The following is a 25,405-nucleotide window of genomic DNA, read 5'->3' as shown; positions in this document are numbered from 1 at the left end:
CGTCGGCCTCACGGCTCGCCCGGCTTGAACGGCGCCTCCTTGCCGGGCGGTGTGCTCTCCTCGGCCATCGCCAGCAACATCGCTACCATCACGTAATTGCCGGCCACGGCCGTGAGATCGACGATCTGCTGATCGTTGAAGATCTTCTTGGCGCGCGCATAGGTCGCGTCGGAGACTTTGTGCGTGCCCGTCAGCTCGGTGACGAAGTCGTACACCGTCGCCTCGTCTTCAGCCATGTTCGCCGGCCGCTTGTTGGCCTTGAGATCGGCGATGATATCGGGCGACAGCCCCGCCTTCTGCGCTAGCGGCGCATGCGCGAACCACTCGACCTGCGATCGCCATTGCCGGCCGATGATGATGATCGCGAATTCGTTGAGCTTGACCGGAACGGACGTGTCCCAGCGCAGATACGCGAACAGATCGAACAGCTTTTGCCCGAGCACCGGGCTGCGCATCATCGGATTATAGGGACCGGCGAGCCCCACGCTTGAGACCTTCATCACCTGCTCGCCGAGCGGCTTCTGCCTGGCGTCGAGCTGATCCATGGTGAGCTGCGGAAACCGCGGCTCCTTGCTGGTGGCAGGCTGCGCAAACATCGTGGCGGCGAACCAGCCGCTGGCTGCGGCGAGCGCGAGCGACGACAGTCCGATGGACGACATCCAGAGCGATGGTGATTTCATGATTTCCTCCGTGAGCTTTTTTCTTGTTCACGAAGGCTAGTTCAACGGGCATGACAGCGCCAGTTCCGGAGCGTCCCAGAACGATCGCCTCGCCCCGCAGAACGCGCGGAGCTCAGTGACCGCTCATCACCAGCGTCTTGACAGGAAGCAACAACGCCTGGATCCGCAGCAACATCGCGTGGACGACCCCAACGGCATCGACGGCATGAAGCGCCAGCCACTTGAAAGAACCGATCCCCTTCGCGGCGATGGCGTCATGATTGCTGGTATAGGCATTGACGATACAACTGCTGCCGGGCGTCACGCCGTCGAGACCGCCCTGATAGATTGGCTCCAGGAATGTGAGGATGGTGCCCGGTGCGCGGACTTGCTGCGCTTCCACCAACTGCTCACCGCCGCGAAACTGACCGGCCGCGATATAGTTCTGGACGCCGGTCACCACCATCGGGATGACGGTCCACGGCTTCGAAATACAGGTCGCCTCGGCAACCATGCCCACCTTCATCACCTGCGCTTCGATCTGCCCAAATCCTGCAGAGAGCACGCGGCCCGCATTCTCTGGAATGAGAATGCCCGCTGATCGCATGACGGGATTGACGACATCGCCGACGCGAAGCGTGAACTGCTCGACGCGCCCGTCCACGCCTGCGCGAATGAACGTCTTGTCGAGATCGACTTGTGCCTCCGCAAGTGCCGCCTGCGCGCTCGCCTTCTCCGCCGGCAGCAGCGCGGAGATACGCGTCATCGCGGATTGTCGCGCGGCCATGGCTGCATCAAGCGCGCCCTGGCGGCCGGTCAGCAGCACCTCGAGTTTCTCGATATCACGTTGCGGCACCATACCGGGATTGCGCTTCTGCAGCTCACGCTTGGTATCGAGTTCGTCCGAGGTCTGCTGATAGGAACCCTTGGCCTCCTGCGCTTGTCCTTCGGCCTTCAGAATATCGGCCTGCGCCGCCAGCATGGCCGCATCGACCTCGGCAATCTTGCGCCGCGCGGTCTCCATCGACGCTTCCTGCTTGGCGTTATCGAGACGAAATATCACATCGCCCTTCCTGACCGGCGCGCTGAACTGGACGTGCACCTCCGCCACCCGTCCATTGACCTCGGGCAGGATCGGCACGGTCCGATAGAACAAGGTCGCACTTGTCGTCGATGGATGAAAATAGAAGATGACGGTGATCAGAGCGACGGTCAGCATCACGCAGGCCGTGATTCCCCATCTGAGTTCGAACCACACCGAATAGAACGTGATCTCCCTCCCCAGTCGCTTGCCTTGTCCATAGCGACGATAGAGATAATCCGGAAAAACCGTCAGCAGCGAGCAGAGGAGAAGCTCAAGCATGACCGTGCCCTCCGGCTTCGCCGGGACGGCTCGATGTTTCTGCCGCGATAGGGAGCGGTGGTGGTTCACCGGACAGCTCGGTGGTTTCGCTGGTAGCATCGCCGTCGGCAATCTTCCGCACCGATCCTGCGATACTGCGCAGTGGCGTGCTGAAATCCGGCAAATCGATCATCGCCAGCAACAGCCCGATTATCCAGAACAGATGGTTGTGGGTGAACAATGCGATCAGGCCCAACACGGCCACGATTTCAAACTGCAGCTTCTGCGATTTGTGCGCCATGCGTTCCGGCATGCTGTGCAGGCGCAGATACAGATTGCCGACCATCATGATGGAGCCGATCAGAACGATTCCGACCACAACCATGAGCGTGTCAGTGTCACCGGGAGCGGTAATGAAACCAGGCAGATGTTGCGGAGCGTTCGGATGCAGCGTCTCACTCACGTGATCCCCCATTCCAACAGCGTCAGGCGAGCACTAGCCTCTCCCGGGTTTCATAGTTGCACAAAGCTGGAACTTGGCAAGCATCAGCTTGTGCGCGATAGGAAATGCGCTGCAACAAATCTACATTCATACTGGGCGGACTGAGGGTTGATAGCTCGCGGATGCGAGATCGCCAGCCTTGAAAGGTCGACGCAGAACAGTCACCAACGCGTTGAAGACTATCGTCGCCTGATAGCGCGGCTAGTGCGCGCGGCCCGACAGCCGCAGCACGAAGACCAGCACTTCCGCGACAGCCTTGTAGAGCTCGGCTGGAATCTCATCACCGATTTCGACGTTCGAGAGTGCGCCGGCGAGTACCTCATTTTCCTCGATGGGAATGTCGTGGGCCTTGGCGACCTCGATGATTTTCTCACCGATCGCGCCCTTGCCTTTCGCGGTGACAACAGGCGCGCCGGTCTTGTCGTAATGCAGCGCGACGGCGAGCGATCTTTTGGGCTGCACAATCATAGCGCGCGGTCCAGGAAGTGCCCGGCCAATGCCGGCGCGGGCTGCATCGGTGCACCCTCGCGGACCACGATATCGCCGGGCTGCAGATTGGCGCGGATCAGCGCCTGATTGAGCTGCGCCGTACCGGCCTGCAACTGCAGCGCTGTAGCCGGACGCTCGGCCCACATCCGCACCGACGTCTTGTCGCCGGTCAGCGAGACCAGCGCATGAACCGGGCCGGCGGGCTCGACATCGAGTGAAAAGCGCGCACGCCAGACCTGCTTGGCTGCTTCAGCCTCGCTGCCATTGCCGCCATCACGCGAAATCTCGAACTGCGCCATGGCCGTGCCGGCCGGCACCGCAAATGGAATTTCGAAACTCCAGCGCGGCGATGCCTGATCGAGCCGCGGCGTCGCAAGTCCGTCCGCACGATCCGGCAAGGATGCCACCTGCAGGAGGGTCTGGCGTGCCAGTGCCGCATCGGTATCCGCCAGCAGATGATGGACGGTGGTGCCCAGCGGCGCGTTTGCCGGGAGCGTCGGCAGTGCCACCGCCTGCGCGGTCGGCAGCCCGCCGCGTAACGGCGGTGGCGGAAGAGTGTTGCGCGCGATGCTGGTGTCGGCACTCGTCTGGCCCGTGGGCGCCTTCGCAGCAGGTAGCAGATCCATCATTATGCTGTCGTCGAACACCAGCGATGCTGCGCTTCCCATGCCCTTCGGAGCCGTTTGCAGCGCTTCCCGAAGCAGGTTGAGCGCTGCGCCATTGATAGCCAAGCGTGCAGCCGCTTCGGGAACTTTTGCCACGGCCGGTGCGGTCTGAGCCACAACATCGAGCACGGGCTCGTCTGCGGCGAGAAGTCCAGCCTGCTGCAGCGGATCGTTCTTGATACCCGTCTTGGGCAGCATGACCATTGTCGCTGCAGCGGCCTGCGCCTGCTGTGTCGTGATCTGCGCCGCTGCATTGGGGAGCGCGTTTGCCAATGTCGATGCTGGCTGCTCCGGCGTAGCGACCGGCGTCGCTGCATTCGCCGTCGCTGGCGTTGTGCTCTGGGTCGGACTCGCGGTGGCGAGCGTCGTCGCCAACGCCTGGCGCAACACGATCAATGCCGCCTTCATATCGGGCAGCCCGCCTTGCGGCAGCGATCCCTTGGCCAGCGATGATTCCAGAAACAGGCCGGAATTCTGGAACGCCGATTTGACTTCCTCGCCGGTGAGCTGGGCGTCGAGCGGCGGACGTTGCGCCAGTACCTGCGCGACCGCCTGCTGCAACTGCTGCGGCAGCCCGTTCAGCGAGGTCGCGGCTCCGAGATTGGCAAATAGCGTGGCCAGGCTCGCCTGCTGCGTCACGGCACTTTGCGTGGCGGTGGAGACCGCCTGTGCTTCCAGCGATGTCAGCTGGATCTTGGAGGTCGCGATGGCATTGGCAAGATTGATCGGCAGGTCTGGCGCGAGGGTCACGTCGCCGGAGGACGTACCGCCCGCCTGCCCTGCACCTGTGTTCTGCGGGGTGACGACGGCCAGCTGGACGTTGCCGTTGTCCGTCTTCGACACTGCGAATTGCAGCACCTGCCCGGCCTGCAACGGCACCTGCGATTGCACGTCGATCGTGCTGTGCCCGATGGCGATACGGATCTGATTGTCTGGCGAGACCGAGAGCACGCGGCCGGCAATCACGCTGCCGGGCTGAAACGCGACTTCGCTCGCCACGCCCTGCGCGGAGACAACCGGTAAGATTGAGTTGACGGGAGTCGGCATGGTGAGCGGCACCGGACAATGGTGCAGCTACGCTAGTTAACGATCATTAACTTCCGATTAACCCGCTGACGGAACGACCGCCTTCAGTACCAGCACGGCAGCCTTGAAATCCACCTGCCGCGCCGCACGCCGCGCAGCGACTTCCTCGTCGAGGCCCCACTTCTCGATGTTCCAGTCCTCGTCGACAAAGGCGGCGGTCCAGACCTGATCGGCATTCAGATGGCCATGGAGCAGCGCCAGCGCGAGCAGCGCCGAGCCGGTGATCGTCGTCACCAGATGCAGCGCGGCGATCGCCCATGGATCGCTCGGCAGCGCCGCACGGGCAGATGCGACGGCCTGTTCGGGCTGGCTGACATGCACGATGCCCTCAGCCAGGATGAAATGCGCGCCGAGATCATCGGCAGCCCAGAACAAGACAGGGTCCCATGCCGCAGCCTCGCGCGCGATAAGCGCCTCGGGATAGCCGGCGCGATAGAACAGCAGATCGGTGCTGAAGTATTTTGCGATATCGTCAGCCACTGCCTGGGTCTGCGCCTCATCGCGGATCGCATCGATTACGCTGTTGGCGAGGCGCGTCACCGGCATGCTCGTGGGATCGATAACATCCTGCTGCGCATCCCATTCCGCAACCATGACCTCGGCAATGGCTGATGTAGGAACGACCAGCGGATGGCGCGACGGCGTGCGCACGGTCTTGTCGTCGAGCATGATGGCAAAGCCATCCGGTGTCTCGCTCATCCCAACGGTCTTGTAGAAGCGCTTGCGCTGCGGACCTCGCGTCGACCGTCGCACCGCCTCTTGCGGATCGAGCTGCGACTGGCCGTACACTTCGTCAAACAATTCACGCATCGATGGTCTCAACTCCTGTTCGCCAGCCGTCAATTTACGCGACGGACGGGCGCCACGCGAGACCAAATCGCTCGTATTAGCGATTGGCGCAGGCTCGCGAATAGGTCGCACGATCATTCGGGCCGAGACCCGCAGCGGCGCCATCCTGCAAACAGTCGGTGATACGATCGCTGAAGGACCTCCGCGCCTGCGGCACATTCTGCTGCCGCGGCAGATCGCCGAGCTGAGGCACGACAGGTACTTCTATCCGCGGCGGTGGCGGTGCGGGCGGCAGTGGCGTGATCAAAGCCGGGTTGCCGGGCACTCCGATAACCTGCGCGACCGCAGGCGCAGCAGAGAGCGCCGCCGCAACGGCGACCAACAGAGCGAATGGGATGGAGCGATGTCTCATTCGTCTCATGTTGTCACGATCCCGCATCACATCAAGTGTCAGCGCCGGACAATGTGATCCGCTGCCGAATGACGGCGTTCCCATCCGGCGCGCTCGAGTTCCGGCCGATCGTCGTCGATCTCCGGATAACCGATGCAGAAATAGCCGATCAACCGCCAGTCACGAGGTATATCGAGGGTCACGGCAATCGCAGCAGGATCGAGGATCGAGACCCAGCCCATGCCGATGCCTTCAGCGCGCGCGGCGAGCCACATGGTTGCGATCGCCGTCACCACCGAATAGTCCGCCATCTCCGGCATGGTGCGGCGGCCAAGGCCGTGGCCGACATCCGTCGCGTGGTCTGCAAATACCGCGAGGTGGCATGGCGCTTCGCGCAGACCGGCGAGCTTGAGCGTCGCATAGCTCTGCGCGAGTTCGCCGGTATAGGCGCTCAACGCCTCGGCATTGCAGGCGCTGAAATTCTCCAGCACCGCCTGACGACGTGACGCATCGTCGACGATGACAAAGCGCCATGGCTGGCTCAGGCCCACCGAAGGCGCGAGGCACGCGGTATCGAGCAGGCGATCGAGACAGCCCGCAGGCAGTGGATCGGACTTGAAGCGCCTGATATCGCGGCGCCACACAAACAGATCATGCAGACGCGCGCGAAACGCGGCGTCGAAATCGGGCACGTCGGCGGTTGCCGACGTCGCGCACGGGATGTTGTCGGAGCCCGACAACGCCCTACTCTTCCGGTGCGTTCTCGATCGGATCGAACCGGTCGTGTTCGAGACCGAGCAAGTTCCACGATTGCAGCATATGCGGCGGCAGCGGCGCCGTGGCGTCGATCACGCCGCCACGCGGATGCGGGATCACGATGCGGCGCGCCAGCAGATGCAAACGCTTCTGAATGCCGCCCGGCAACTGCCAGTTCTCGATGTTGAAATATTTCGGGTCGCCGACGATCGCGTGGCCGATATGCGCCATATGCGCGCGCAACTGATGCGTACGCCCCGTCACCGGCTTGAGCGATACCCAGGCGAGTTTCTGCGCCGAGGTTTCAACCACCGCGTAATAGGTCACCGCGTGGCTCGCGCCCTCGTCGCCATGCTTGGCGACGCGCATGATGGTGTCTTCCTCGTTCTCTTCCTTGGCGAGATAGGTCGAGATGCGGCCCTGCTTCGGCTTCGGTACACCGGCAACCAGCGCCCAATAGATCTTTCGTGCCGAACGTTCGCGGAACGCACCGGTAAGCTTGGTCGCCGCAAAACGCGTCTTGGCGATCAAGAGGCAGCCCGACGTCTCCCGGTCGAGACGGTGCACCAGACGCGGCTTCTGCCCCTTGGCGTCGCGCATCACCTCCAGCATCATGTCGACGTGACGCGTCATGCCCGAGCCGCCCTGCACCGCGAGACCGGCCGGCTTGTTCAGCACCATGACGTCGGCGTCCTCGTAGATCGTCATCTCCTTGAGCGCCTGCAGAGTTTTGTTGGCAGCCTCCGAGAGTTCACCGACGACCTTCGGCGCATCGAGCTTCAGCGGCGGAATGCGGACCGTCTGTCCTTCTTCCAGCCGGTCCTTGCTGTCAGCGCGCTTGCCGTTCACGCGCAGCTCGCCTTTGCGGACGATGCGCTGGATATGGGAGAATGACAGGCCGGGGAAATGCGCTTCGAGAAAGCGATCGACGCGCATGCCGTTCTCATCAGGCGTGACGATGACGTTCTGCACGGCGGTAGGCAGCGGCGCTGGCGCAACTTCCGGCTTCGCCGGTTCTTCATCGAGATAAGGCGCGGGCATCCGCGGCTCACGCAGCGGCGCGTTGCCATAACGCGGCGCGGCCTTGCCGCCCGGACGCGAACCGGAAGGACGCGGGCTTGGTGGACGCTTGCCGGCCGGACGCTCGAAGCGCTGCGGCGCATCGAAGCGCTCGGCTCGTTCGGCACGCTGAGGGCGTTCGGATCGCTCGGCACGTTCCGGCCGCTCGGCCCACTCTGAGCGTTCACCGGCACGCGCACGCGGCGGACGTGCACTCATCGGGCGATCGCTGCTCACGCGGCCGGCCTTGCCGAATGACGGCCGCTCGCCCTTCGACGCGGCGGCTTTGGAGGCAGCGCCCTTCGGCGCGGCGCCCTTGCCACGCGGCGCCTTGCTACGCTCACCACCGGGACCACGCTTGGCGAGAGGCTTCTTGTCGCGACGGCTCATGATTGTCTCTCGTTCCTCAGTCTGGTCCAGTAATCTAGCCGCTTGCGAATCTCGCGTTCGAACCCGCGCTCCGGCGGATCATAGAAGGTCTGCCGCCCCAAGGCTTCCGGGAAATAGTCTTGGCCGGAGAAACCTTCTGGCGTGTCGTGGTCGTATTGGTACCCGTCGCCATAGCCTTCGGACTTCATCAGCTTGGTCGGCGAGTTCAGGATGTGTTTCGGAGGCAGCAGCGAGCCGCCCTCTTTCGCAGCCCGCATCGCGGCCTTGTAAGCCATATAGGCAGCGTTCGATTTCGGCGCGGTGGCGATGTAGATCACGGCCTGCGCGATGGCGAGTTCGCCTTCGGGATGGCCAAGAAAATCATAGGCGTCCTTGGCGGCGTTGCAGATCACCAGCGCCTGCGGATCGGCAAGACCGATGTCCTCCACCGCCATCCGCACCACGCGACGCGCCAGGAACAACGGATCCTCGCCGGCATCGAGCATGCGACACAGGTAATACAGCGCGGCGTCGGGATCGCTGCCACGCACCGACTTATGCAGTGCCGAGATCAGATTGTAGTGGCCATCGGCCGACTTGTCGTAGATCGGCGCACGGCGTTGCAGGATGTCCTGCAGTTGCGCGGCATTGAATATCTCATTGGTCCGCGCGGCGCGCCAGACTTCCTCGACCAGCGTCAGTGCAGCACGGCCATCGCCATCGGCCATGCGCACCAGCACAGCGCGAGCCTCGGCGTCGAGCGGCAGAGCGCGGCCTTCGACCTTCTCCGCATGCGCAAACAGTTTCTCGATCGCCGCGGCATCCAGCGACTGGAACACCAGCACGCGCGCGCGCGACAGCAAAGCGGCGTTGAGTTCGAAGGATGGATTCTCGGTGGTGGCGCCGACCAGCACCACGGTGCCATCTTCCATCACCGGCAAGAATGAGTCCTGCTGCGCCTTGTTGAAGCGATGCACCTCGTCGACGAACAGCAGCGTGCCCTTGCCCATCTCGCGGCGCGCGCGCGCAGCTTCAAACACTTTCTTCAGATCGGCGACGCCAGAGAACACCGCAGATATCTGCTCGAATTGAAGCTCCGTTGCGTCCGCAAGCAGCCGCGCAACGGTGGTCTTGCCGGTGCCTGGCGGTCCCCAGAATACCAGCGAACCCAGCGTGCGCGTTTCCAGCATGCGCGTCAGCGCACCATCAGGACCGAGAATGTGATCCTGCCCGACCACGTCGGACAGCACACGCGGCCGCAGCCGCTCCGGCAGCGGACGCGGCGCGTCCTGCTCCAGCCCGGCTGCGGCAAACAGGTTTGCGGACAGAGTGGGTTGTTTCGGGCTCATCCGCCGAGTGTAACGTTGATCTGCTGGCCGCCGCGCACCACCACGATGCGCCACAGCCGCGCACCCTCGCGCGTCACCTTGTCGAGATCGCTGGTCTTGCCGATCTTGGTGCCGTTGACCGCGATGATGAGATCGCCCTTCTGGAAGCCGACGCCAGCCGCTGTGGCCGTATCGGTCAGCTCTGTAATGACGACGCCTTCGGTGCTGGAATCCAGCCGCAACTCGTCGGCAACGGCCGGCGAGATATTGGCGACCTTGGCGCCCTGGAATGGCGAACGCGCCGTCAGCGTGATCTCGTCACGGCCCGTGTCAGGGGCCGCCTCGAGCGCAACGGTCAGCTTCACCGGCTTGCCGCTGCGTTGTGCATCGAGCTGCGCAGTGCCGCCGAGCGGGCGCGTCGCGAAGCGATATTCGAACGCGTTCGGATCCTCGATGGTCTGGCCATCGATGGCGGTCACGAGATCGGAGACCTTGAGACCAGCCTTCGCAGCCGGGCTGTTCGCCGTGACATTGACGACCAGCGCGCCAGACGGCGTCTTGAGGCCGAGCGTCTCGGCAATTTCAGGCGTGATGTTCTGCAGCCGCGCGCCGAGCCACGGACGCTTCACGGCCTTGCCACCGCTCTTGGCGGAGGCAACAACGACGCGCACCATATTCGCTGGGATCGCAAAGCCGATACCCTGCGAACCGCCGGAGCGCGAGAAGATCGCGGTGTTCACGCCGACCAGCTTGCCGGTCATGTCGACCAGCGCACCGCCGGAATTGCCGGGATTGATCGCAGCGTCGGTCTGGATGAAGAACTGATAGTCGGTGATACCAACCTGCGTGCGCGCGAGCGCCGACACGATACCGTGGGTCACGGTCTGGCCAACGCCGAACGGGTTGCCGATGGCGAGAACGACATCACCAACCAACAGATCGTCGGAGTTGGAGAAATCCAGCGTCGGGAATTTCTCCTTGCTGTCCTTGATGCGCAGCACCGCCAGATCGGTGCGGCTGTCCTTGAGCACGATCTCTGCCTCGAACTCGCGCTTGTCCGCCAGCGACACCTTCACCTGGTCGGCACCTTCGATGACATGGTTGTTCGTAACGACGAGGCCTGACGCATCGACCATCACGCCCGAACCGAGCGAACGCTGCATCTGCTCCGGCTGCATGCCCTGGCCGCCGAAGAAGCGGCGGAACACCGGATCGTCCAGCAACGGATTGCGATTCTGCACCGTCTTGGCCGCATAGACATTCACCACGGCCGGCTGCACCCGCTGCACGATTGGCGCGTAGGACAGCTTCATTTCCGTGGGCGAAGTCGGGACCCGGCGATCTTGTGCAACAGCCGGCGCGAGTGCGGACGACAGGACTATGGCGCACAGAGCGGAAACGGTCGCAGCGTTGCGGAAAAATGGGATCATCATGGCCTCTTTGAGGAAATCGCGGCGAATATAGGCTGCTGAGCGGGGCAATAGAAGGGCGGGAACTAGCTTGCGTCCGCCGGCACATCCTTCTCCACCGGCGCCTTTTTGCGCGGCTGGGGCGCTACGGCCGCGGCCGACTTCTGGCGCATCTTGTGCGCGTCACCCCACGCCTTGAGGGCATCGATGACCGGGCGCAATCCGAGCCCGGTTTCCGACAGTGCATATTCGACCCGCGGCGGGACCTCGGCATAGACCGTCCGGACGATCAGCCCATCCTCCTCGAGCGCGCGCAGCTGTTTGGTCAGCATGCGCTGGGTGATCCGTGGCATCAGCTTGCGCAGCTCGCCGAAACGCAGCCGCCCCTGCTGCAAATGATACAGGATCACGCCCTTCCATTTGCCGTCGATCAGATCGAGCGTCACCTCGACCGGACAGCCCGGCCCATTGCCGAAATCACGCCGTTTCATCGCAAATACCCAATAGTATCCATTCGGTGACTATATCCCTGAAATGACAGTACTTGCAATTATCGTCGCCTCGGGACACCTCTTCGGGACATTCCCGCCAGGAGCATGGAGCGCACCCAATGAAGGCAGTCGGCTACACCAAATCCCTCCCGATCGACGCAACTGACGCACTGGTCGATTTCGAGGCTCCGAAGCCCGAACCGACCGGTCGCGACATCCGCGTATCGGTAAAGGCGATCTCGGCCAATCCCGTCGATTTCAAGGTGCGCAGGCGCGCGGCGCCGCCGACCGGCGAAACCAAGATCCTCGGCTATGACGCTGCCGGCGTCGTCGATGCTGTCGGCCCCGATGTGACGATGTTCAAGCCGGGCGACGAGGTGTTCTATGCCGGCTCGATCCAGCGCCAGGGCACCAATGCAGAGTTCCATCTGGTCGATGAGCGCATTGTCGGCCGCAAGCCCTCCTCGCTTTCCTTCGCACAGTCTGCGGCGTTGCCGCTCACCGCGATCACCGCCTGGGAACTGCTGTTCGATCGGCTCGGCGTCGCACCCGGCAAGAGCCTCGATCCGCGCACGCTGCTGATCATGGGCGGTGCCGGCGGTGTCGGCTCGATCCTGATCCAGCTCGCACGCCGCCTCACCGGCCTCACGGTTGTGGCAACGGCATCGCGACCCGAGACGATCAAGTGGTGCCAGGATCTCGGCGCACATGCGGTGATCGATCACAGCAAGCCGCTGAAGGAGCAGATCGACGCATTGAAACTGCCGCCGGTCTCACTCGTCGCCAGCCTCACGGGGACGGAACAACACTACAAAGCGCTTGCCGATCTGATCGCCCCGCAGGGCAAGCTCGGACTGATCGACGATCCCGTGGAATTCAACATCTCCGCGTTCAAGGGCAAGGCCGTCTCGGTGCACTGGGAATCCATGTTCACGCGATCGTCATTCCAGACGCCCGACATGATCGCGCAACACGACCTCCTCAACGACGTTGCAGACCTCATCGACAAAGGTGTGCTGCGCACCACGCTCGACAAGACCTTCGGCACCATCAATGCCGCGAATCTCAAGCGCGCGCATGCGCTGCTTGAATCCGGCAAGTCGCACGGCAAGATCGTGCTCGAAGGCTGGTGATCACGAAACTGCTACCCACGAAATTCCCGCCTGGAGACACCTACGATAACAGAGCGCATCCATGGATGCGCTCTTCTCGTATAATAGCTAATTAAGATAGCTAATTATCTAAATCGCTTGTGATCGAAAAGCGACACAGCGGTGTCGTTCACTACAATGCGATGCGGGTTTTACAGAACTGTCGCAAAGCTTGCCTAATTTGCCCGCGAGCTCAACGGTAGCTCGCTTGTTAAATGTGAACGGCGCCTGGCGAGAGCCTCCGGACGTTCTCTTTCGCAAGATCACAAACGCAGATCCATACGCGTCCATCACCTGCGGAGCAATTCGCGGGGGCGTGTCGGATTTTGTCTTCTACAGGGGTACTCCATGTCTTTCACGACACACAAAATCCTGGGCACGCTCGGCGTGATCGGCGCGCTGGCCGCAGGCCCGGCGCATGCGCAGTCATCGAATGATGAGATCGCCGTATTGAAAGCGCAGCTCCGCGCGCTGGAAAAGAAGCTCGATAACGTTCAGAAGCAGGCCAACACCACCCAGAAGCAGACGGAATCGGTCAAGCAGAACTTTGCGAATGCCAACGCTGCCATGCACAAGAAGGCTGTGCCCTTCATCAACGCGAACCTGACGATGCCCGGCAACCGTCCGACCTTCTGCACCGACGACGGTCTGAACTGCATCTCCATCACCGGCCGTCTGCACCTCGACACTGCCGCCTATTCGTTCTCGCCGAAGTCGGCCGGAACCACCCCGCAGAGCGTGAATGACGGTATCAATGCCCGCCGCGCCCGTCTCGGCCTGATCGGCACATTCAACAAGGACTGGGAATACGGCGTGATTGTCGATGCCGGCGGTACGACTGATGGCGACGTCACTCTCAACAACGCCTACGTGGCCTATAAGGGCGTCAAGGGCCTCCTGATCCAGGGTGGTTACATCGACGTCCCCTATACGCTGGACGAAGCGACCAGCTCGAACAACATCATGTTCATGGAACGCGCAGCTTCGCAGGTTCTCGCGACCAGCCTCGCGGCAGGCGACAACCGCGCCGCGTTCGGTGGTCAGGTATTCGGCGATCAATACTGGGTCGGCGCTTACGTGACCGGTCCGACGACCGGCCTCAACGTCAATCACAGCCAGCCGCAACCGCTCGGCGCCACCTTCCGCGCCGTCGGCCTGCCGATCAACAACGAAGTCGGCACCGTCCTCGTCGGCTTCGACGCGCTGTATCTCGCCCAGACCGGCGGTGTGACCAACAACACGCTCGGCATGTCGGATCGCATCGAAGTTCGCGTCGATCCGGCGACTAACGCATTGCTCAACACCGGCACCATGAACTTCGTGAACAATGCCCGCGTGCTGAGCGGTGAAGCCGCCGTCAAGTTCGGCAGCTTCATGGCATCGGGCGAATACTTCGACTACAACATCCAGCGCAGCAACGGTCTGTCCGACCTGAGCTTCAACGGCGGTTACGGCCAGGCCAGCTACGTCATCACCGGCGAACAGCACAAGTACAACACGTCGGCCGGTGCCTTCGGCGGCATCAACCCGGCCCGCCCGGTCAACTTCGCAACCGGCGATCTCGGTGCGTGGGAACTCGCGGTGCGCTACAGCTACGCCAGCCTGAATGACGGTGTCATTCGCGGCGGTGAGCTGAAGAACACCACGGTCGGCGTGAACTGGTATGTGAACCAAAACATGCGCTTCATGTTCAACTGGATCCACGGCACCGTCGACAAGTTCGCCGTCAACAGCAACGTGAATACCGGTGCTGACTACGACGTGTTCGCGATGCGCACGCAGGTAGCCTTCTAAGCGCAAAACGCTTCTGTAATCCTCCAGGTTCGGGGCTGCATGCCCACGGTCCCACAACGAACAAAGGCGGCGCTTCGGCGCCGCCTTTTTATCTTTGCGGGGCGTAGGCTTATGCGATGGTCTGGACGATCCCGCCCTCTGCACGCAGCGCTGCACCGTTGGTCACGGCCGCCTCCTTCGACGAGACATAGACGACCATGTTCGCGATCTCCTCGACGGTGGCGAAGCGCTGGATCAGCGATGTCGAGCGGTGCTGCTTGACGAAGTTGGAAGCCGCCTCCTCGACCGATTGCCCGTTCTGTTTGGCGAGATCCTTGACGAAGGTCTCGACGCCTTCCGACATGGTCGGTCCGGGCAGCACGGAATTGACCGTCACAGCCGTGCCCTTGGTGAGCTCCGCGAGGCCACGCGAGATCGCGAGCTGCGCTGTCTTCGTCATCCCGTAGTGAATCATCTCGCCGGGAATGTTCAGTCCGGACTCCGATGAGATGAAAACGATGCGGCCCCAGTTGCGCTTCAGCATACCCTGCATGTAGGCGCGCGACAGACGGATGCCCGACATCACATTGACCTCGAAGAAGCGCGTCCAGTCCTCATCGGGAATATCGAAGAAGCCCTTGGGCTCGAAGATACCGGCATTGTTGATGAGGATATCGACCTCGGGGAGTGCCGAGGCGAGCGCGTTGCAGCCCTCCGCGGTCGACACGTCGGCAGCGACGCCTTTCACCTTGGCCCCGGGCACGGCCTTGGTGATCGCGGCGATTGCCGCGTCCACCTTGCCCTGACTGCGGCCGTTCACAACAACCTGAGCGCCAGTGGCGGCCAGGCCCTTGGCAATGGCGTGACCAATGCCCGAGGTTGAGCCCGTCACGAGTGCTGTCTTGCCCGTCAGATCGATCTTCATATGCGTACTCCCGTTTGAATGACGGAGCTGATATCGGAACGCGGATTGAAAGATGCAACTGCATCCAAAAGACGAAAGCGCAACAAAAAAGCGGCGCACAAGGCGCCGCTTTTCCGAGAATCTGATGTGACGTGGCTTACGCCGCTTCGGACGCGCCCTGCACCGGACCCGAATCCTTGCCCTTGGCGTCTTCGTCGCGATCGACGAATTCGATCAGAGCCATCGGGGCGTTGTCGCCGTAGCGGAAGCCGGCCTTGATGATGCGGGTGTAACCGCCCTGGCGATCAGCGTAGCGCTTGGCCAGCACGTCGAACAGCTTGCGGACCTGATCCTGGTCCTTCATCTCGCTGATGGCCTGGCGACGCATGTGGAGGCCGCCCTTCTTGCCGAGGGTGACGAGCTTCTCCACGATCGGGCGGAGCTCCTTGGCCTTCGGAAGCGTGGTGATGATCTGCTCGTGCTTGATCAGCGACGCGCACATGTTGGCGAACATCGCCTTGCGATGTTCTGCCGTGCGGTTGAGCTTGCGATGAACCTTGCCGTGACGCATTGGAATATTCCTTATATTTCAGTTTGCCGCGACGGTTCGTCGGACATCATGTTGCAGGTGGGCTGCCTGCGTTCGCCCATAACGCCATGGCCGGGCTAGACCCCGGCCACGCCGCTCGTGATGCTCAGTAGTGATCTTCGAAGCGCTTGGCCAACTCGTCGATATTTTCCGGCGGCCAACCGGGCACTTCCATGCCGAGGTGCAGACCCATCTGGGCGAGCACTTCCTTGATTTCGTTCAGCGACTTGCGGCCGAAGTTCGGAGTGCGGAGCATTTCTGCTTCCGACTTCTGAACGAGATCGCCGATGTAAACGATGTTGTCGTTCTTCAGGCAGTTTGCCGAACGTACCGAGAGCTCGAGTTCGTCGACCTTCTTGAGGAAAGCCGGGTTGAAAGCGAGATCCGGAATGACTTCCTGAGCAACTTCCTTGCGGGGCTCTTCGAAGTTCACGAACACGTTGAGCTGGTCCTGCAGGATGCGCGCGGCGTAAGCGACCGCGTCATCCGGCGTCAGCGCGCCGTTGGTCTCGATGGTCATCGTCAGCTTGTCGTAATCGAGGATCTGGCCCTCACGGGTGTTCTCGACCTTGTACGACACCTTGCGAACCGGCGAGTACAGGCTGTCGATCGGGATCAGGCCGATCGGCGCGTCTTCCGGACGGTTATGTTCGGCAGCGACGTAGCCCTTGCCGCCGGCAACGGTGAATTCCATGCGGATCTCGGCGCCCTCGTCGAGGGTGCAGATCTGCAGGTCGGGATTGAGAACGGTCACATCGCCGACAGTCTGAATGTCGCCGGCGGTCACGACGCCCGGGCCCTGCTTCTTCACGACCATGCGCTTCGGGCCTTCGCCCAGCATCTTGATCGAGATGTCCTTCACGTTCAACACGATGTCGGTGACGTCTTCACGCACGCCGGCAATCGAGGAGAATTCATGCAGCACGCCGTCGATGTGCACCGACTGCACGGCAGCGCCCTGCAGCGAGGACAGCAGGATGCGGCGGAGTGCGTTACCGAGGGTCTGGCCGAAACCGCGCTCGAGCGGTTCGGCGACCAGGGTCGCAAAACGGGTTGGATCGCTGCCAGGGGTTACCTGCAGCTTGTTCGGCCGGATAAGTTCTTGCCAATTTTTCTGGATCGTCACTGTGTCACCCATGCCATCAAACTCACTGGCGTTGGAGATCGCGGATCAGTCCGCGTAAGTCGCATCGCAAAAGCGATCGCGGGCAGCCGAGCCACCCGCGATCAAAAAGTATCAAACGCGCCGACGCTTGCGCGGGCGGCAACCGTTGTGCGGGATCGAGGTCACGTCGCGGATCGAGGTGACCGTGAAGCCCGCGGCCTGCAGAGCGCGGAGAGCCGATTCACGACCCGAGCCCGGACCGCCGACTTCGACTTCCAGCGTGCGCATGCCGTGTTCCTGCGCCTTCTTCGACACGTCTTCAGCAGCAACCTGCGCTGCGTACGGGGTCGACTTGCGCGAGCCCTTGAAGCCCATCGTGCCAGCGGACGACCAGGCAATCGTGTTGCCCTGCGCGTCGGTGATGGTGATGGTCGTGTTGTTGAACGACGAATTCACGTGCGCGATGCCCGATGCAATGTTCTTGCGCTCGCGGCGACGAATACGTCCGGCTTCCTTTGCCATCTCTAACCTTTCTGAGGATCTCAACGCCGCCGTAATGCCAGCGGCTACACCAAAAATAATTGCAGAAGCGGATGATCATCCGCTTCCGCAAACTCGTATTCGAAAGCTTACTTCTTCTTGCCGGCGATCGACTTGGCCGGACCCTTGCGAGTGCGCGCATTGGTATGCGTGCGCTGGCCACGAACCGGCAGACCGCGACGATGACGCAGACCGCGATAGCAGCCGAGGTCCATCAGACGCTTGATGTTCATGCCCGTCTCGCGACGAAGATCGCCCTCGACCAGATAGTCGCGGTCGATGACTTCACGGATCTGCAGAACTTCCGCGTCGCTGAGCTGATTGACGCGGCGTTCAGGAGTGATCTTCACCTTCTCGATGATATCGGCGGCGTTCTTCTGGCCGATGCCATGAATGTACTGCAGCGCGATCAGCACGCGCTTGTTGGTCGGGATGTTTACACCGGCGATACGGGCCACAACTTCTCTCCTGTCACCAGTCCATCACGAACCGGCATTATCATCATTTGTCGGGCGGGTATTCACAAACGCGAACACGACGCCCGTCCCCTGGATTTCAGTGGGGCCCGGCATCGTTGGAATCTTCCGACTGGATGAGGGCCTTATTAAAGTATTCGACTTCGTTTCGTCAACCTGCTCTAGCGTTTGACGCGCTTTTTGCCGGCTTTCTTGGCCACTTTACCGGCCTTCTTGGCTGGCTTTTTGGCCGACTTGCTGGTTTTGGCCTTCGAAGCCGATTTTACAGCCTTTTTGGCTGCTTTTACCGCCTTTTTGACCGTTTTCTTGACAGTCTTCTTCACGACTTTCTTGGCCGCCTTTGCCTTCTTGGCGGCCTTTACCGGCGCCTTCTTGGCCTTCTTGACTGCCTTCGCGGCTTTTTTGGCCGATTTGGCCGCTTTCTTGGCCGGAGCAGATCCACGCTTGGCGGCAGCGGCCTTCTTGGCGGGCTTGCGAGCCGACTTATTCGCCGACTCATCGGCGGCGAGAATCGCTGCCAGCACGCGGTTGATTTCAGCCGTCACCTCTTCGATGGTCATCATGCCATCGATGGTCACCAGCTTCCGCTTCTCCGAATAATAATGCACCAGCGGCTCGGTCGAGGTGCGGTAGCTCGCCAGGCGCTTCGACAGCACTTCCGGCGTATCATCGATGCGCACGGTCTCGCCGCGCTCCATCATCTGCGCGACCCGGGCTTCGACACGCTGCAACAGCGCGCTCTCATTGACGCGGAGCTCAACGGCAGCATCGAGATGAAGCCCCTTGGACTTCAGCAGTGCATCCAAGGCTTCAGCCTGCGGCACGGTACGCGGGAAGCCGTCGAGGATGAAGCCGTTGGCGGCATCCGGCAGCTCGATGCGATCCGAGATGATCCCGATCACAATATCATCGGGCACCAGGCCGCCAGCGGCCATGATGTCCTTGGCCTTGAGGCCAACTTCGGTCTCGGCGGCCACGGCAGCACGCAGCATGTCACCGGTGGACAGCTGAACGATGTTGTGACGCTCGACAAGACGATGTGCCTGAGTTCCCTTGCCCGCCCCCGGCGGCCCGAGAAGAATCAACCTCATTTGCGCCGGCCCCTCAGCTTCGACTTGCGGATCAAACCTTCATACTGGTGCGCCAGCAGATAGCCCTGCACCTGCGCCACAGTGTCCATGGTGACACTGACCACGATCAGCAGCGACGTGCCGCCGAAGTAGAAAGGCACCGAGGCGTAGGAAATCAGGATCTCGGGGATCAAGCAGACCACGGCGAGATAGGCAGCGCCGAGTACAGTGATGCGCGAGAGCACATAGTCGATGTATTCCGCGGTCCGCTCACCCGGGCGAATGCCTGGGATGAAGCCACCATGCTTCTTCAGATTGTCGGCAGTCTCGGTCGGGTTGAACACGATCGCCGTATAGAAGAACGCGAAGAACACGATCAGCGACACATACATGATCAGGAACAGCGGACGACCATGGCTTAGCTGCGTGGTCAGCCACTGGAACCATTCCGGCCCCTTCCCTGCGTTGAAGCTCGCGATGGTCGCTGGCAGCAACAGCAGCGATGACGCGAAGATCGGCGGGATCACACCCGAAGTGTTGAGCTTCAGCGGCAGATGCGAGGACTGGCCCTCGAACATCTTGTTGCCGACCTGGCGCTTCGGATACTGGATCAGCAAGCGGCGCTGGGCGCGCTCCATGAACACGATGAAGGCGATCACGACCACGGCCATCACGATGACGACCAGGATCAGACCGGTCGACAGAGCGCCCTGACGACCCAGTTCGAGCATATTGGCGATCGCCGACGGAAGCTCGGCCACGATGCCGGCCAGAATGATCAGCGAGATGCCGTTACCAATGCCGCGCGAGGTGATCTGCTCACCCAGCCACATCAGGAACATCGTGCCGCCGGTCAGCGTGACCGAGGTCGAGATCAGGAAGAACATGCCGGGTTCGCTGACGACATTGCCGGCGCCCTGCAGGCCCGCCGCAATGGCATAGGACTGGAACGCGGCGAGGATGACAGTCAGGTAACGGGTGTACTGGTTCAGCGTCTTGCGGCCCGCCTCGCCCTCTTTCTTGAGAGCTTCGAGCTGGGGCGACACGGTGGTCAGCAGCTGAATGATAATCGATGCCGAAATATACGGCATGATGTTCAGCGCAAAAATCGCCATGCGATTGATGCCGCCGCCCGCGAACATGTTGAACATGCCGAGGATGCCGCCGGCCTGCTGCTTGAACACCTGCTCCCACGCGGCCGGATCGATGCCGGGCAGCGGAATATAGGTGCCGAGCCGATAAACAAGCAGCGCACCCAGTGTGAACCAGATGCGCTTCTTCAGTTCATCGGCCTTGCCGAGGGCCGAAAAGTTGAGGTTTGCTGCTAATTGCTCTGCTGCAGAGACCATGTTTGGCTTTCTCCCGCGCCCCTTTCGCCATCATGCCCCGAAAGAGCGGGGCATGCAGCGGAGGCCGGACATTATTTGGTGCTCGGCATTGATAAAATCTACTGCCACATCACGCAAGGCCGCCCACAGACGCAGGCGATGCCGCAGATGTTACGCAGCTTCGCCGTCGGCCTTCTTCGGCGCGATGATCTTCACCGAACCGCCGGCTTTCTCGATGGCTTCGATCGCCGTCTTGGTGGCGCCGTGCACTTCGATGTTGATCTTGGCCTTGATCTCGCCACGGCCGAGAACACGCACACCGGCCTTCGAGCGGCGCAGAACGCCAGCCTTCACCAGCGATTCAGCGTTGATCACGGCCTTGATGTCGATGGTCTTCGCATCGATCGCGTCCTGGAGACGGTCCAGGTTGATCTCGGCGTAATCGAGACGGAAGATGTTGTTGAAGCCGCGCTTCGGCAGACGACGATGCAACGGCATCTGGCCGCCCTCGAAGCCCTTGATGCGGACGCCTGAACGCGCGGTCTGGCCCTTGCCGCCGCGACCCGCGGTCTTGCCCTTGCCGGAGCCGATGCCACGGCCGACGCGCATACGCTTCTTACGGGAGCCGGCGTTATCGGCGATATCGCTGAGCTTCATCGTTCTTTTCCCTGTTTCGCCCTGTCTTCCCGAGGCTTACCGGCAGATCCGGACCTCGAAGGTCAACAGTGTCATCCCTGCGGCAACCTGGCGGCCGCAGTGAGACGACGTGAACTTACTTATCCTCGACCACGCGGACGAGGTGCTGCACTTTGGTGATCATGCCGCGAACTTCAGGAGTGTCCTGCAATTCGCTGACGCGACCGATCTTGTTGAGCTTGAGGCCGATCAGCGTAGAACGCTGCGAGTGGTGCCGGCGAATTGCGCTGGCGACCTGCTCGACCTTGATCATCTTTGCGGCCTTGGCCATCGTGATAACTCCAAAAAGTCTTTTTAGAGGGCATGATCCTTATTAGAAAAGTGGAGATCCACTTTTCCGAATCATGCCTGTTATTCGGCAACCAGCTCGGCGTCACCGCCAACGCGGCGCGACTGCAGGGTGGACACCTTGATGTTGCGGCGAGCAGCAACCGAACGCGGCGAATCCTGATGCTTCAGCGCGTCGAAAGTGGCGCGAACCATGTTGTAGGGATTCGACGAACCGATCGACTTGGCCACCACGTCCTGGATACCCAGCGTTTCGAACACAGCGCGCATCGGACCGCCGGCGATGATGCCGGTACCAGCCGGAGCAGCACGCAGATACACGCGACCCGCGCCATGACGGCCAGCGATGTCGTGATGCAGCGTGCGACCTTCGCGCAGAGCGACGCGCGTCAGGTTGCGCTTGGCCGACTCGGTTGCCTTGCGGATTGCTTCCGGAACTTCACGGGCCTTACCGTGACCGAACCCGACCCTGCCTTTCTGATCGCCAATGACGACCAGAGCCGCAAAGCCGAAGCGCTTACCGCCCTTGACGACCTTCGCCACACGATTGATGTGGACGAGCTTGTCGACGAACTCACTATCACGCTCTTCCCGGGGGCCCCGGTCGCGTCCGCCGCGTTCGCGTTCACCTGCCATGGTGTTTTCCAATCCTTGCGAAGCTTTCGCTTCTAACCCTGTGTCCGTTCAAATCTGCAACTTGCAAATCAACGAAAGTGAAATCGCTTAGAAGCTGAGCCCGCCTTCGCGAGCCGCATCTGCCAGCGCCTTGACGCGGCCGTGGTACAGATACTGACCACGGTCGAACACCACTTCCTTGACGCCATTCTTGACCGCGCGCTCTGCCAGCAGCTTGCCGACAGCCTGCGCCGCATCGACGTCCGCACCGGTCTTGCCGGTTTCGCGCATCGCCTTCTCCAGCGACGACGCGGAAGCGAGCGTCTCGCCCTTCAGGTCGTCGATGACCTGCGCGTAGATGTGCTTCGACGAGCGGAAGATCGACAGGCGCGGACGGCCATTGGCAGTCCGGCGGAGCGAGAGCCGCACGCGTTGCTTGCGCCGGGCATTCGTAATCTTGAGTTTCGACATGACCGGCTCCGTTACTTCTTCTTGCCTTCCTTGCGGAAGATAAACTCGTCGGAATAACGTACGCCCTTGCCCTTATAGGGCTCTGGCGGACGATAGCTGCGGATCTCCGCTGCTACCTGACCGACGCGCTGCGAGTCGTTGCCGGCGACGTTGATCTCGGTCGGCTTCGGCACCGTGATGGTGATGCCTTCCGGGATCGCGTAGACGACATCGTGGCTGTAACCGAGCGCCAGCTGCAGGTTCTTGCCCTGCAGGGCCGCACGATAACCGACGCCGGTGATCTCGAGCTTCTTCTCGAAACCTTTGGTAACGCCTTCGAGCAGATTCGCGATCTGCGCGCGAGCGGTACCGTACAGTGCGCGAGCGCGGTTGGTTTCGACGCGAGGAGCAACCTTGATTGCGCCCTCTTCCATCTTCACCACCACGTCGTCGTGCACGACGAACTGAAGAGCGCCCTTGGGGCCCTTCATCTTGACGGTCTGGCCTTCGACGGACGCGGTAACTCCCGCGGTCACCGCCACTGGCTTCTTGCCAACTCGTGACATGACTGATCCTTCCTCAGAACACCGTGAAGAGAACTTCACCGCCCACATTCGCGTCGCGCGCGTCGTGGTCGGCCATAATTCCCTTGGGCGTCGACAAAACGGAGATACCGAGGCCGTTCTTCACGCGCGGCAGGTTCTTCACCGAGACGTAAACGCGACGTCCTGGCTTCGAAACACGCTCGATTTCGCGGATGACCGGTTCGCCATCGAAATACTTGAGTTCGATCTCGAGTTCCGAACGGCCCGACGAATGCTCGACGCTGGCGAAGCCACGGATGTAGCCTTCGTTCTTCAGCACTTCGAGCACGTTGGCGCGCATCTTGGAGCCCGGGGTCGAAACCTTGGACTTGGTACGCATCTGCGCATTGCGGATACGGGTGATGAGATCGCTGATTGGATCGTGGGTCGACATGTTCCGCCCCCCTTACCAGCTGGACTTCACGAGCCCGGGAACCAGGCCCTTCGAGCCCAGTTCACGCAGCGCGATACGGCTGAGCTTGTTGATACGATAGACCGAATGCGGACGACCGGTGATTTCGCAACGGTTCATGATCCGAACGGGCGACGAATTGCGCGGAAGCTCGGCGAGCTTCAGCGTTGCGGCGAACCGCTCTTCCATCGGCTTGGTCTTGTCGGCGATGATGGCCTTGAGACGCGCGCGCTTCGGCGCAGCGTTCGCGGACATCTTCTTCCGACGGTTGTTCTTCTCGATCGAACTCTTCTTTGCCATGCTTGGCTCCTGGGTTACCGCGTTTGAGAAGCTTTTCAGCTACTCACTGCCGGAACGGGAAATTGAAAGCGGTCAACAAAGCGCGGGCCTCGTCGTCGGTGCGCGCAGTGGTGCACACCGTGATGTCCATGCCCAGCGGCGTATCCCCGGCCTTGTCGAAATCGATTTCCGGGAAAATGATGTGCTCTTTGAGACCGAGCGAGTAGTTGCCACGGCCGTCGAAGCTCTTGGCGTTCAGGCCACGGAAATCTCGCACGCGCGGCAGAGCGACGTTCACCAGACGATCGATGAACTCGTACATCTTCGTCTTGCGGAGAGTCACCTTGGCGCCGATCGGCTGGTTTTCACGCAGCTTGAAGGTCGCGATAGCAACGCGCGAATAGGTCACGATGGCCTTCTGACCGGCGATCAGCGACAGGTCGCCGGCAGCGGTTTCGGCCTTCTTGCGGTCGTTCACAGCTTCGCCAACGCCCATGTTCAGGACGATCTTGTCGAGGCGCGGAACCTGCATGACGTTTTCGTAGCCGAACTGTTCAGTCAGCTTGGCACGAATGGACTTGTCGTATTCGACGCGCAGGCGCGGAATGTAGACGGTCTCAGACATCGATCTCTGCTCCCGAACGCTTGGCGATACGCACCTTGGTGCCATCAGCCTGGATCTTGAAACCAACGCGAGTCGGCTTGCCGTCCTTGCCGACGATCGCGATGTTGGACAGTTGGATCGGCGCCTCTTTCGAGATGATGCCGCCTTCCTGTGCCTGGGTCTGCTTCTGGTGACGCTTGACCAGGTTGACGCCGCGAACCAGCGCCTTGCCCTCGGTCGGGCGCACTTCAAACACTTCGCCGGTACGGCCCTTGTCGCGACCGTTCAGCACGATGACCTTGTCACCCTTGCGAATTTTGGCAGCCATTACAGCACCTCCGGCGCAAGCGAGATGATCTTCATGTGGTTCTTGGCGCGCAGCTCACGCGGCACGGGCCCGAAGATACGGGTACCGATCGGCTCGGACTGATTGTTGATCAGCACGGCAGCGTTGCGATCGAAGCGGATGACAGAGCCATCCGGGCGGCGAATGTCCTTGCGGACGCGCACGACGACCGCCTTCATGACGTCGCCCTTCTTAACCTTCCCGCGTGGGATGGCTTCCTTGATCGATACGACAATTACGTCGCCAACGGATGCATAACGGCGCTTGGATCCACCAATCACCTTAATGCACATGACACGGCGTGCGCCTGAATTATCGGCCACGTCGAGGTTGGTCTGCATCTGAATCATTGATGCACCTCGTCCTCTGTTTATGCGCTAATGCGCGATTTTTAGGCAGTCTTCTTCTGTTCGCCCCGGACAACCGTCCAGTGCTTCAGCTTCGACATCGGCTTGCTCTCTTCGATCCACACCATATCGCCCGGCTTGAACTCGTTGTTCTCGTCGTGGGCATGGTAGTTTTTCGAACGGCGAATGGTCTTCTTGTAGATCGGGTGCGTAAAGCGACGGTCAACGCGAACAACAACCGTCTTGGCTTGCTTGTCGCTGACGACCACGCCCTGCAGAGTACGTTTCGGCATGTTCGGCCCCTTACTTCGACTTACCGTCGCGCTTCTGCGCGGCGATGGTCTTGATTCGTGCAATATCACGACGCGCCTCACGAAGGCGAGAAGTGTTTTCCAGCTGCCCGGTGGCGCGCTGGAAGCGCAGGTTGAAGCGCTCCTTCTTCAGATTGAGGACGGCGTCGTCCATCTGATCGGGGCTCATTGCGCGGATATCGCTGGTTTTCATTTCGGCCAT

Annotated in this window: 33 protein-coding genes; 2 read left to right on the top strand and 31 right to left on the bottom strand. The window is 61.5% G+C overall.

From position 1 onward, the window contains the following. Positions 1 to 8: 8 nt before the first annotated feature. The 12 genes from LPB73_RS08645 to LPB73_RS08590 all read right to left on the bottom strand — a co-directional run bounded on the left by LPB73_RS08645 (position 9) and on the right by LPB73_RS08590 (position 11,335). Complete coding sequence (locus LPB73_RS08645; RefSeq protein WP_231080301.1) at positions 9 to 680, bottom strand: carboxymuconolactone decarboxylase family protein; 672 nt, start codon at positions 678 to 680, stop codon at positions 9 to 11. Between the two features lie 112 nt (positions 681 to 792). Next, entirely contained in the window at positions 793 to 2,022 is a 1,230-nt protein-coding gene (locus LPB73_RS08640) for an HlyD family secretion protein (RefSeq protein WP_231080300.1), read from the bottom strand. After that, positions 2,015 to 2,464 carry a hypothetical protein gene (locus tag LPB73_RS08635; protein WP_231080299.1) on the bottom strand — a complete coding sequence of 150 codons (450 nt, stop codon included), beginning with the start codon at positions 2,462 to 2,464 and terminating at the stop codon, positions 2,015 to 2,017. Before LPB73_RS08635 ends, LPB73_RS08640 begins: the two co-directional genes overlap by 8 nt. A gap of 240 nt (positions 2,465 to 2,704) precedes the next feature. Next, the gene (locus tag LPB73_RS08630; RefSeq protein WP_093761235.1) at positions 2,705 to 2,971 is read right to left on the bottom strand and encodes an EscU/YscU/HrcU family type III secretion system export apparatus switch protein; all 267 of its coding nucleotides are present in this window, start codon (positions 2,969 to 2,971) and stop codon (positions 2,705 to 2,707) included. After that, positions 2,968 to 4,704 carry a flagellar hook-length control protein FliK gene (locus LPB73_RS08625; RefSeq protein WP_231080298.1) on the bottom strand — a complete coding sequence of 579 codons (1,737 nt, stop codon included), beginning with the start codon at positions 4,702 to 4,704 and terminating at the stop codon, positions 2,968 to 2,970. Before LPB73_RS08625 ends, LPB73_RS08630 begins: the two co-directional genes overlap by 4 nt. A 57-nt stretch (positions 4,705 to 4,761) precedes the next feature. Then, positions 4,762 to 5,553 carry an ATP12 family chaperone protein gene (locus tag LPB73_RS08620; RefSeq protein WP_231080297.1) on the bottom strand — a complete coding sequence of 264 codons (792 nt, stop codon included), beginning with the start codon at positions 5,551 to 5,553 and terminating at the stop codon, positions 4,762 to 4,764. Between the two features lie 76 nt (positions 5,554 to 5,629). Beyond that, positions 5,630 to 5,953: a hypothetical protein gene (locus tag LPB73_RS08615; RefSeq protein ID WP_231080296.1), complete on the bottom strand. Its 324-nt coding sequence runs from the start codon at positions 5,951 to 5,953 to the stop codon at positions 5,630 to 5,632. A gap of 29 nt (positions 5,954 to 5,982) precedes the next feature. Further along, positions 5,983 to 6,615 (bottom strand): 5,6-dimethylbenzimidazole synthase, encoded by a 633-nt coding sequence (gene bluB, locus LPB73_RS08610; protein ID WP_231081108.1) that lies wholly within the window; start codon positions 6,613 to 6,615, stop codon positions 5,983 to 5,985. A 52-nt stretch (positions 6,616 to 6,667) separates the two neighbouring features. Next, on the bottom strand, positions 6,668 to 8,128 hold the full coding sequence (locus LPB73_RS08605; protein ID WP_231080295.1) for an RluA family pseudouridine synthase: 1,461 nt from the start codon (positions 8,126 to 8,128) through the stop codon (positions 6,668 to 6,670). Then, positions 8,125 to 9,456: a replication-associated recombination protein A gene (locus tag LPB73_RS08600; protein ID WP_231080294.1), complete on the bottom strand. Its 1,332-nt coding sequence runs from the start codon at positions 9,454 to 9,456 to the stop codon at positions 8,125 to 8,127. Before LPB73_RS08600 ends, LPB73_RS08605 begins: the two co-directional genes overlap by 4 nt. After that, a complete protein-coding gene (locus tag LPB73_RS08595; protein WP_231080293.1) occupies positions 9,453 to 10,865 on the bottom strand; it encodes a DegQ family serine endoprotease in 1,413 nt (470 codons plus the stop codon). The genes LPB73_RS08600 and LPB73_RS08595 overlap by 4 nt, the downstream gene beginning before the upstream one ends. Positions 10,866 to 10,930: 65 nt before the next feature. Next, positions 10,931 to 11,335 carry a winged helix-turn-helix transcriptional regulator gene (locus tag LPB73_RS08590; RefSeq protein ID WP_093761224.1) on the bottom strand — a complete coding sequence of 135 codons (405 nt, stop codon included), beginning with the start codon at positions 11,333 to 11,335 and terminating at the stop codon, positions 10,931 to 10,933. Positions 11,336 to 11,454: 119 nt separating this feature from the next. On the opposite strand from LPB73_RS08590, the gene LPB73_RS08585 reads away from it, so the two are divergent. Both LPB73_RS08585 and LPB73_RS08580 read left to right on the top strand, forming a co-directional pair. Beyond that, positions 11,455 to 12,468: a zinc-binding alcohol dehydrogenase family protein gene (locus LPB73_RS08585; RefSeq protein ID WP_231080292.1), complete on the top strand. Its 1,014-nt coding sequence runs from the start codon at positions 11,455 to 11,457 to the stop codon at positions 12,466 to 12,468. A 366-nt stretch (positions 12,469 to 12,834) separates the two neighbouring features. Next, positions 12,835 to 14,280, top strand: coding sequence for an OprO/OprP family phosphate-selective porin (locus tag LPB73_RS08580; protein WP_231080291.1), 1,446 nt, complete (start codon positions 12,835 to 12,837; stop codon positions 14,278 to 14,280). A gap of 109 nt (positions 14,281 to 14,389) precedes the next feature. Here the strand turns inward: LPB73_RS08580 and LPB73_RS08575 are convergent, their stop codons facing one another. The 19 genes from LPB73_RS08575 to rpmC all read right to left on the bottom strand — a co-directional run bounded on the left by LPB73_RS08575 (position 14,390) and on the right by rpmC (position 25,405). Further along, positions 14,390 to 15,184, bottom strand: a complete 795-nt coding sequence (locus LPB73_RS08575; RefSeq protein ID WP_231080290.1) for an SDR family NAD(P)-dependent oxidoreductase — start codon at positions 15,182 to 15,184, stop codon at positions 14,390 to 14,392. Between the two features lie 136 nt (positions 15,185 to 15,320). Beyond that, the gene (gene rplQ, locus LPB73_RS08570; protein ID WP_089268182.1) at positions 15,321 to 15,734 is read right to left on the bottom strand and encodes a 50S ribosomal protein L17; all 414 of its coding nucleotides are present in this window, start codon (positions 15,732 to 15,734) and stop codon (positions 15,321 to 15,323) included. Between the two features lie 124 nt (positions 15,735 to 15,858). Next, on the bottom strand, positions 15,859 to 16,890 hold the full coding sequence (locus tag LPB73_RS08565) for a DNA-directed RNA polymerase subunit alpha (RefSeq protein ID WP_089268181.1): 1,032 nt from the start codon (positions 16,888 to 16,890) through the stop codon (positions 15,859 to 15,861). A 99-nt stretch (positions 16,891 to 16,989) separates the two neighbouring features. Then, a complete protein-coding gene (rpsK, locus tag LPB73_RS08560) occupies positions 16,990 to 17,379 on the bottom strand; it encodes a 30S ribosomal protein S11 (protein WP_068731453.1) in 390 nt (129 codons plus the stop codon). A gap of 107 nt (positions 17,380 to 17,486) precedes the next feature. Beyond that, positions 17,487 to 17,855 (bottom strand): 30S ribosomal protein S13, encoded by a 369-nt coding sequence (rpsM, locus tag LPB73_RS08555; RefSeq protein ID WP_068731455.1) that lies wholly within the window; start codon positions 17,853 to 17,855, stop codon positions 17,487 to 17,489. A gap of 179 nt (positions 17,856 to 18,034) precedes the next feature. After that, positions 18,035 to 18,964, bottom strand: coding sequence for an adenylate kinase (locus LPB73_RS08550; RefSeq protein ID WP_231080289.1), 930 nt, complete (start codon positions 18,962 to 18,964; stop codon positions 18,035 to 18,037). Next, a complete protein-coding gene (secY, locus tag LPB73_RS08545; RefSeq protein WP_089268179.1) occupies positions 18,961 to 20,292 on the bottom strand; it encodes a preprotein translocase subunit SecY in 1,332 nt (443 codons plus the stop codon). The genes LPB73_RS08550 and secY overlap by 4 nt, the downstream gene beginning before the upstream one ends. Positions 20,293 to 20,442: 150 nt before the next feature. Beyond that, positions 20,443 to 20,928, bottom strand: a complete 486-nt coding sequence (rplO, locus tag LPB73_RS08540; RefSeq protein ID WP_068731461.1) for a 50S ribosomal protein L15 — start codon at positions 20,926 to 20,928, stop codon at positions 20,443 to 20,445. 115 nt (positions 20,929 to 21,043) lie between these two features. Continuing rightward, on the bottom strand, positions 21,044 to 21,238 hold the full coding sequence (rpmD, locus tag LPB73_RS08535) for a 50S ribosomal protein L30 (RefSeq protein ID WP_068731463.1): 195 nt from the start codon (positions 21,236 to 21,238) through the stop codon (positions 21,044 to 21,046). Between the two features lie 80 nt (positions 21,239 to 21,318). Further along, positions 21,319 to 21,891 (bottom strand): 30S ribosomal protein S5, encoded by a 573-nt coding sequence (gene rpsE / locus LPB73_RS08530; RefSeq protein WP_068731465.1) that lies wholly within the window; start codon positions 21,889 to 21,891, stop codon positions 21,319 to 21,321. An 87-nt stretch (positions 21,892 to 21,978) separates the two neighbouring features. Beyond that, positions 21,979 to 22,341, bottom strand: coding sequence for a 50S ribosomal protein L18 (rplR, locus tag LPB73_RS08525; protein WP_068731467.1), 363 nt, complete (start codon positions 22,339 to 22,341; stop codon positions 21,979 to 21,981). Between the two features lie 11 nt (positions 22,342 to 22,352). After that, positions 22,353 to 22,886, bottom strand: coding sequence for a 50S ribosomal protein L6 (gene rplF / locus LPB73_RS08520; protein WP_089268177.1), 534 nt, complete (start codon positions 22,884 to 22,886; stop codon positions 22,353 to 22,355). Positions 22,887 to 22,899: 13 nt separating this feature from the next. Beyond that, a complete protein-coding gene (gene rpsH / locus LPB73_RS08515; RefSeq protein WP_089268176.1) occupies positions 22,900 to 23,298 on the bottom strand; it encodes a 30S ribosomal protein S8 in 399 nt (132 codons plus the stop codon). Positions 23,299 to 23,310: 12 nt separating this feature from the next. Then, a complete protein-coding gene (gene rpsN / locus LPB73_RS08510) occupies positions 23,311 to 23,616 on the bottom strand; it encodes a 30S ribosomal protein S14 (RefSeq protein WP_089268175.1) in 306 nt (101 codons plus the stop codon). Positions 23,617 to 23,659: 43 nt separating this feature from the next. Further along, positions 23,660 to 24,220, bottom strand: a complete 561-nt coding sequence (gene rplE / locus LPB73_RS08505) for a 50S ribosomal protein L5 (RefSeq protein ID WP_089268174.1) — start codon at positions 24,218 to 24,220, stop codon at positions 23,660 to 23,662. Next, positions 24,213 to 24,527: a 50S ribosomal protein L24 gene (rplX, locus tag LPB73_RS08500; protein WP_068731477.1), complete on the bottom strand. Its 315-nt coding sequence runs from the start codon at positions 24,525 to 24,527 to the stop codon at positions 24,213 to 24,215. The genes rplE and rplX overlap by 8 nt, the downstream gene beginning before the upstream one ends. Next, entirely contained in the window at positions 24,527 to 24,895 is a 369-nt protein-coding gene (gene rplN, locus LPB73_RS08495; RefSeq protein ID WP_068731479.1) for a 50S ribosomal protein L14, read from the bottom strand. The genes rplX and rplN overlap by 1 nt, the downstream gene beginning before the upstream one ends. 41 nt (positions 24,896 to 24,936) lie before the next feature. Next, complete coding sequence (rpsQ, locus tag LPB73_RS08490) at positions 24,937 to 25,185, bottom strand: 30S ribosomal protein S17 (RefSeq protein WP_089268173.1); 249 nt, start codon at positions 25,183 to 25,185, stop codon at positions 24,937 to 24,939. 10 nt (positions 25,186 to 25,195) lie between these two features. After that, positions 25,196 to 25,405 (bottom strand): 50S ribosomal protein L29, encoded by a 210-nt coding sequence (gene rpmC, locus LPB73_RS08485; RefSeq protein WP_089268172.1) that lies wholly within the window; start codon positions 25,403 to 25,405, stop codon positions 25,196 to 25,198.

Source organism: Tardiphaga sp. 37S4, assembly GCF_021044645.1.
In the GTDB taxonomy this organism is placed as follows: domain Bacteria; phylum Pseudomonadota; class Alphaproteobacteria; order Rhizobiales; family Xanthobacteraceae; genus Tardiphaga; species Tardiphaga robiniae.
Note: the sequence above shows the minus strand (reverse complement) of the source record. Positions and strands in the feature narration are given on the sequence as shown.

Coding starts and splice junctions, on each gene's coding strand:
- rpsH (WP_089268176.1), bottom strand. CDS start 23,298: ATGTCGACCCACGATCCAATCAGCGATCTCATCACCCGTATCCGCAAT.
- LPB73_RS08630 (WP_093761235.1), bottom strand. CDS start 2,971: ATGATTGTGCAGCCCAAAAGATCGCTCGCCGTCGCGCTGCATTACGAC.
- rpmC (WP_089268172.1), bottom strand. CDS start 25,405: ATGGCCGAAATGAAAACCAGCGATATCCGCGCAATGAGCCCCGATCAG.
- rpmD (WP_068731463.1), bottom strand. CDS start 21,238: ATGGCCAAGGCCGCAAAGATGATCAAGGTCGAGCAGGTCGCCAGCGCA.
- LPB73_RS08605 (WP_231080295.1), bottom strand. CDS start 8,128: ATGAGCCGTCGCGACAAGAAGCCTCTCGCCAAGCGTGGTCCCGGTGGT.
- LPB73_RS08625 (WP_231080298.1), bottom strand. CDS start 4,704: ATGCCGACTCCCGTCAACTCAATCTTACCGGTTGTCTCCGCGCAGGGC.
- rplN (WP_068731479.1), bottom strand. CDS start 24,895: ATGATTCAGATGCAGACCAACCTCGACGTGGCCGATAATTCAGGCGCA.
- rplQ (WP_089268182.1), bottom strand. CDS start 15,734: ATGCGTCACGGCAAGGTTCATCGCAAGCTCAACCGCACGGCAGAACAT.
- rplF (WP_089268177.1), bottom strand. CDS start 22,886: ATGTCACGAGTTGGCAAGAAGCCAGTGGCGGTGACCGCGGGAGTTACC.
- LPB73_RS08600 (WP_231080294.1), bottom strand. CDS start 9,456: ATGAGCCCGAAACAACCCACTCTGTCCGCAAACCTGTTTGCCGCAGCC.
- LPB73_RS08640 (WP_231080300.1), bottom strand. CDS start 2,022: ATGCTTGAGCTTCTCCTCTGCTCGCTGCTGACGGTTTTTCCGGATTAT.
- LPB73_RS08645 (WP_231080301.1), bottom strand. CDS start 680: ATGAAATCACCATCGCTCTGGATGTCGTCCATCGGACTGTCGTCGCTC.
- rpsQ (WP_089268173.1), bottom strand. CDS start 25,185: ATGCCGAAACGTACTCTGCAGGGCGTGGTCGTCAGCGACAAGCAAGCC.
- rplR (WP_068731467.1), bottom strand. CDS start 22,341: ATGTCGAAACTCAAGATTACGAATGCCCGGCGCAAGCAACGCGTGCGG.
- LPB73_RS08580 (WP_231080291.1), top strand. CDS start 12,835: ATGTCTTTCACGACACACAAAATCCTGGGCACGCTCGGCGTGATCGGC.
- LPB73_RS08565 (WP_089268181.1), bottom strand. CDS start 16,890: ATGGGTGACACAGTGACGATCCAGAAAAATTGGCAAGAACTTATCCGG.
- LPB73_RS08590 (WP_093761224.1), bottom strand. CDS start 11,335: ATGAAACGGCGTGATTTCGGCAATGGGCCGGGCTGTCCGGTCGAGGTG.
- rpsK (WP_068731453.1), bottom strand. CDS start 17,379: ATGGCAAAGGAAGCCGGACGTATTCGTCGCCGCGAGCGCAAGAACATT.
- rplE (WP_089268174.1), bottom strand. CDS start 24,220: ATGTCTGAGACCGTCTACATTCCGCGCCTGCGCGTCGAATACGACAAG.
- LPB73_RS08595 (WP_231080293.1), bottom strand. CDS start 10,865: ATGATCCCATTTTTCCGCAACGCTGCGACCGTTTCCGCTCTGTGCGCC.
- rpsE (WP_068731465.1), bottom strand. CDS start 21,891: ATGGCAGGTGAACGCGAACGCGGCGGACGCGACCGGGGCCCCCGGGAA.
- LPB73_RS08550 (WP_231080289.1), bottom strand. CDS start 18,964: ATGAGGTTGATTCTTCTCGGGCCGCCGGGGGCGGGCAAGGGAACTCAG.
- rplX (WP_068731477.1), bottom strand. CDS start 24,527: ATGGCTGCCAAAATTCGCAAGGGTGACAAGGTCATCGTGCTGAACGGT.
- LPB73_RS08620 (WP_231080297.1), bottom strand. CDS start 5,553: ATGCGTGAATTGTTTGACGAAGTGTACGGCCAGTCGCAGCTCGATCCG.
- rpsN (WP_089268175.1), bottom strand. CDS start 23,616: ATGGCAAAGAAGAGTTCGATCGAGAAGAACAACCGTCGGAAGAAGATG.
- LPB73_RS08575 (WP_231080290.1), bottom strand. CDS start 15,184: ATGAAGATCGATCTGACGGGCAAGACAGCACTCGTGACGGGCTCAACC.
- LPB73_RS08615 (WP_231080296.1), bottom strand. CDS start 5,953: ATGAGACGAATGAGACATCGCTCCATCCCATTCGCTCTGTTGGTCGCC.
- rplO (WP_068731461.1), bottom strand. CDS start 20,928: ATGAAGCTCAGCGATATCGCCGATAACGCCGGCTCCCGTAAGAAGCGT.
- secY (WP_089268179.1), bottom strand. CDS start 20,292: ATGGTCTCTGCAGCAGAGCAATTAGCAGCAAACCTCAACTTTTCGGCC.
- LPB73_RS08585 (WP_231080292.1), top strand. CDS start 11,455: ATGAAGGCAGTCGGCTACACCAAATCCCTCCCGATCGACGCAACTGAC.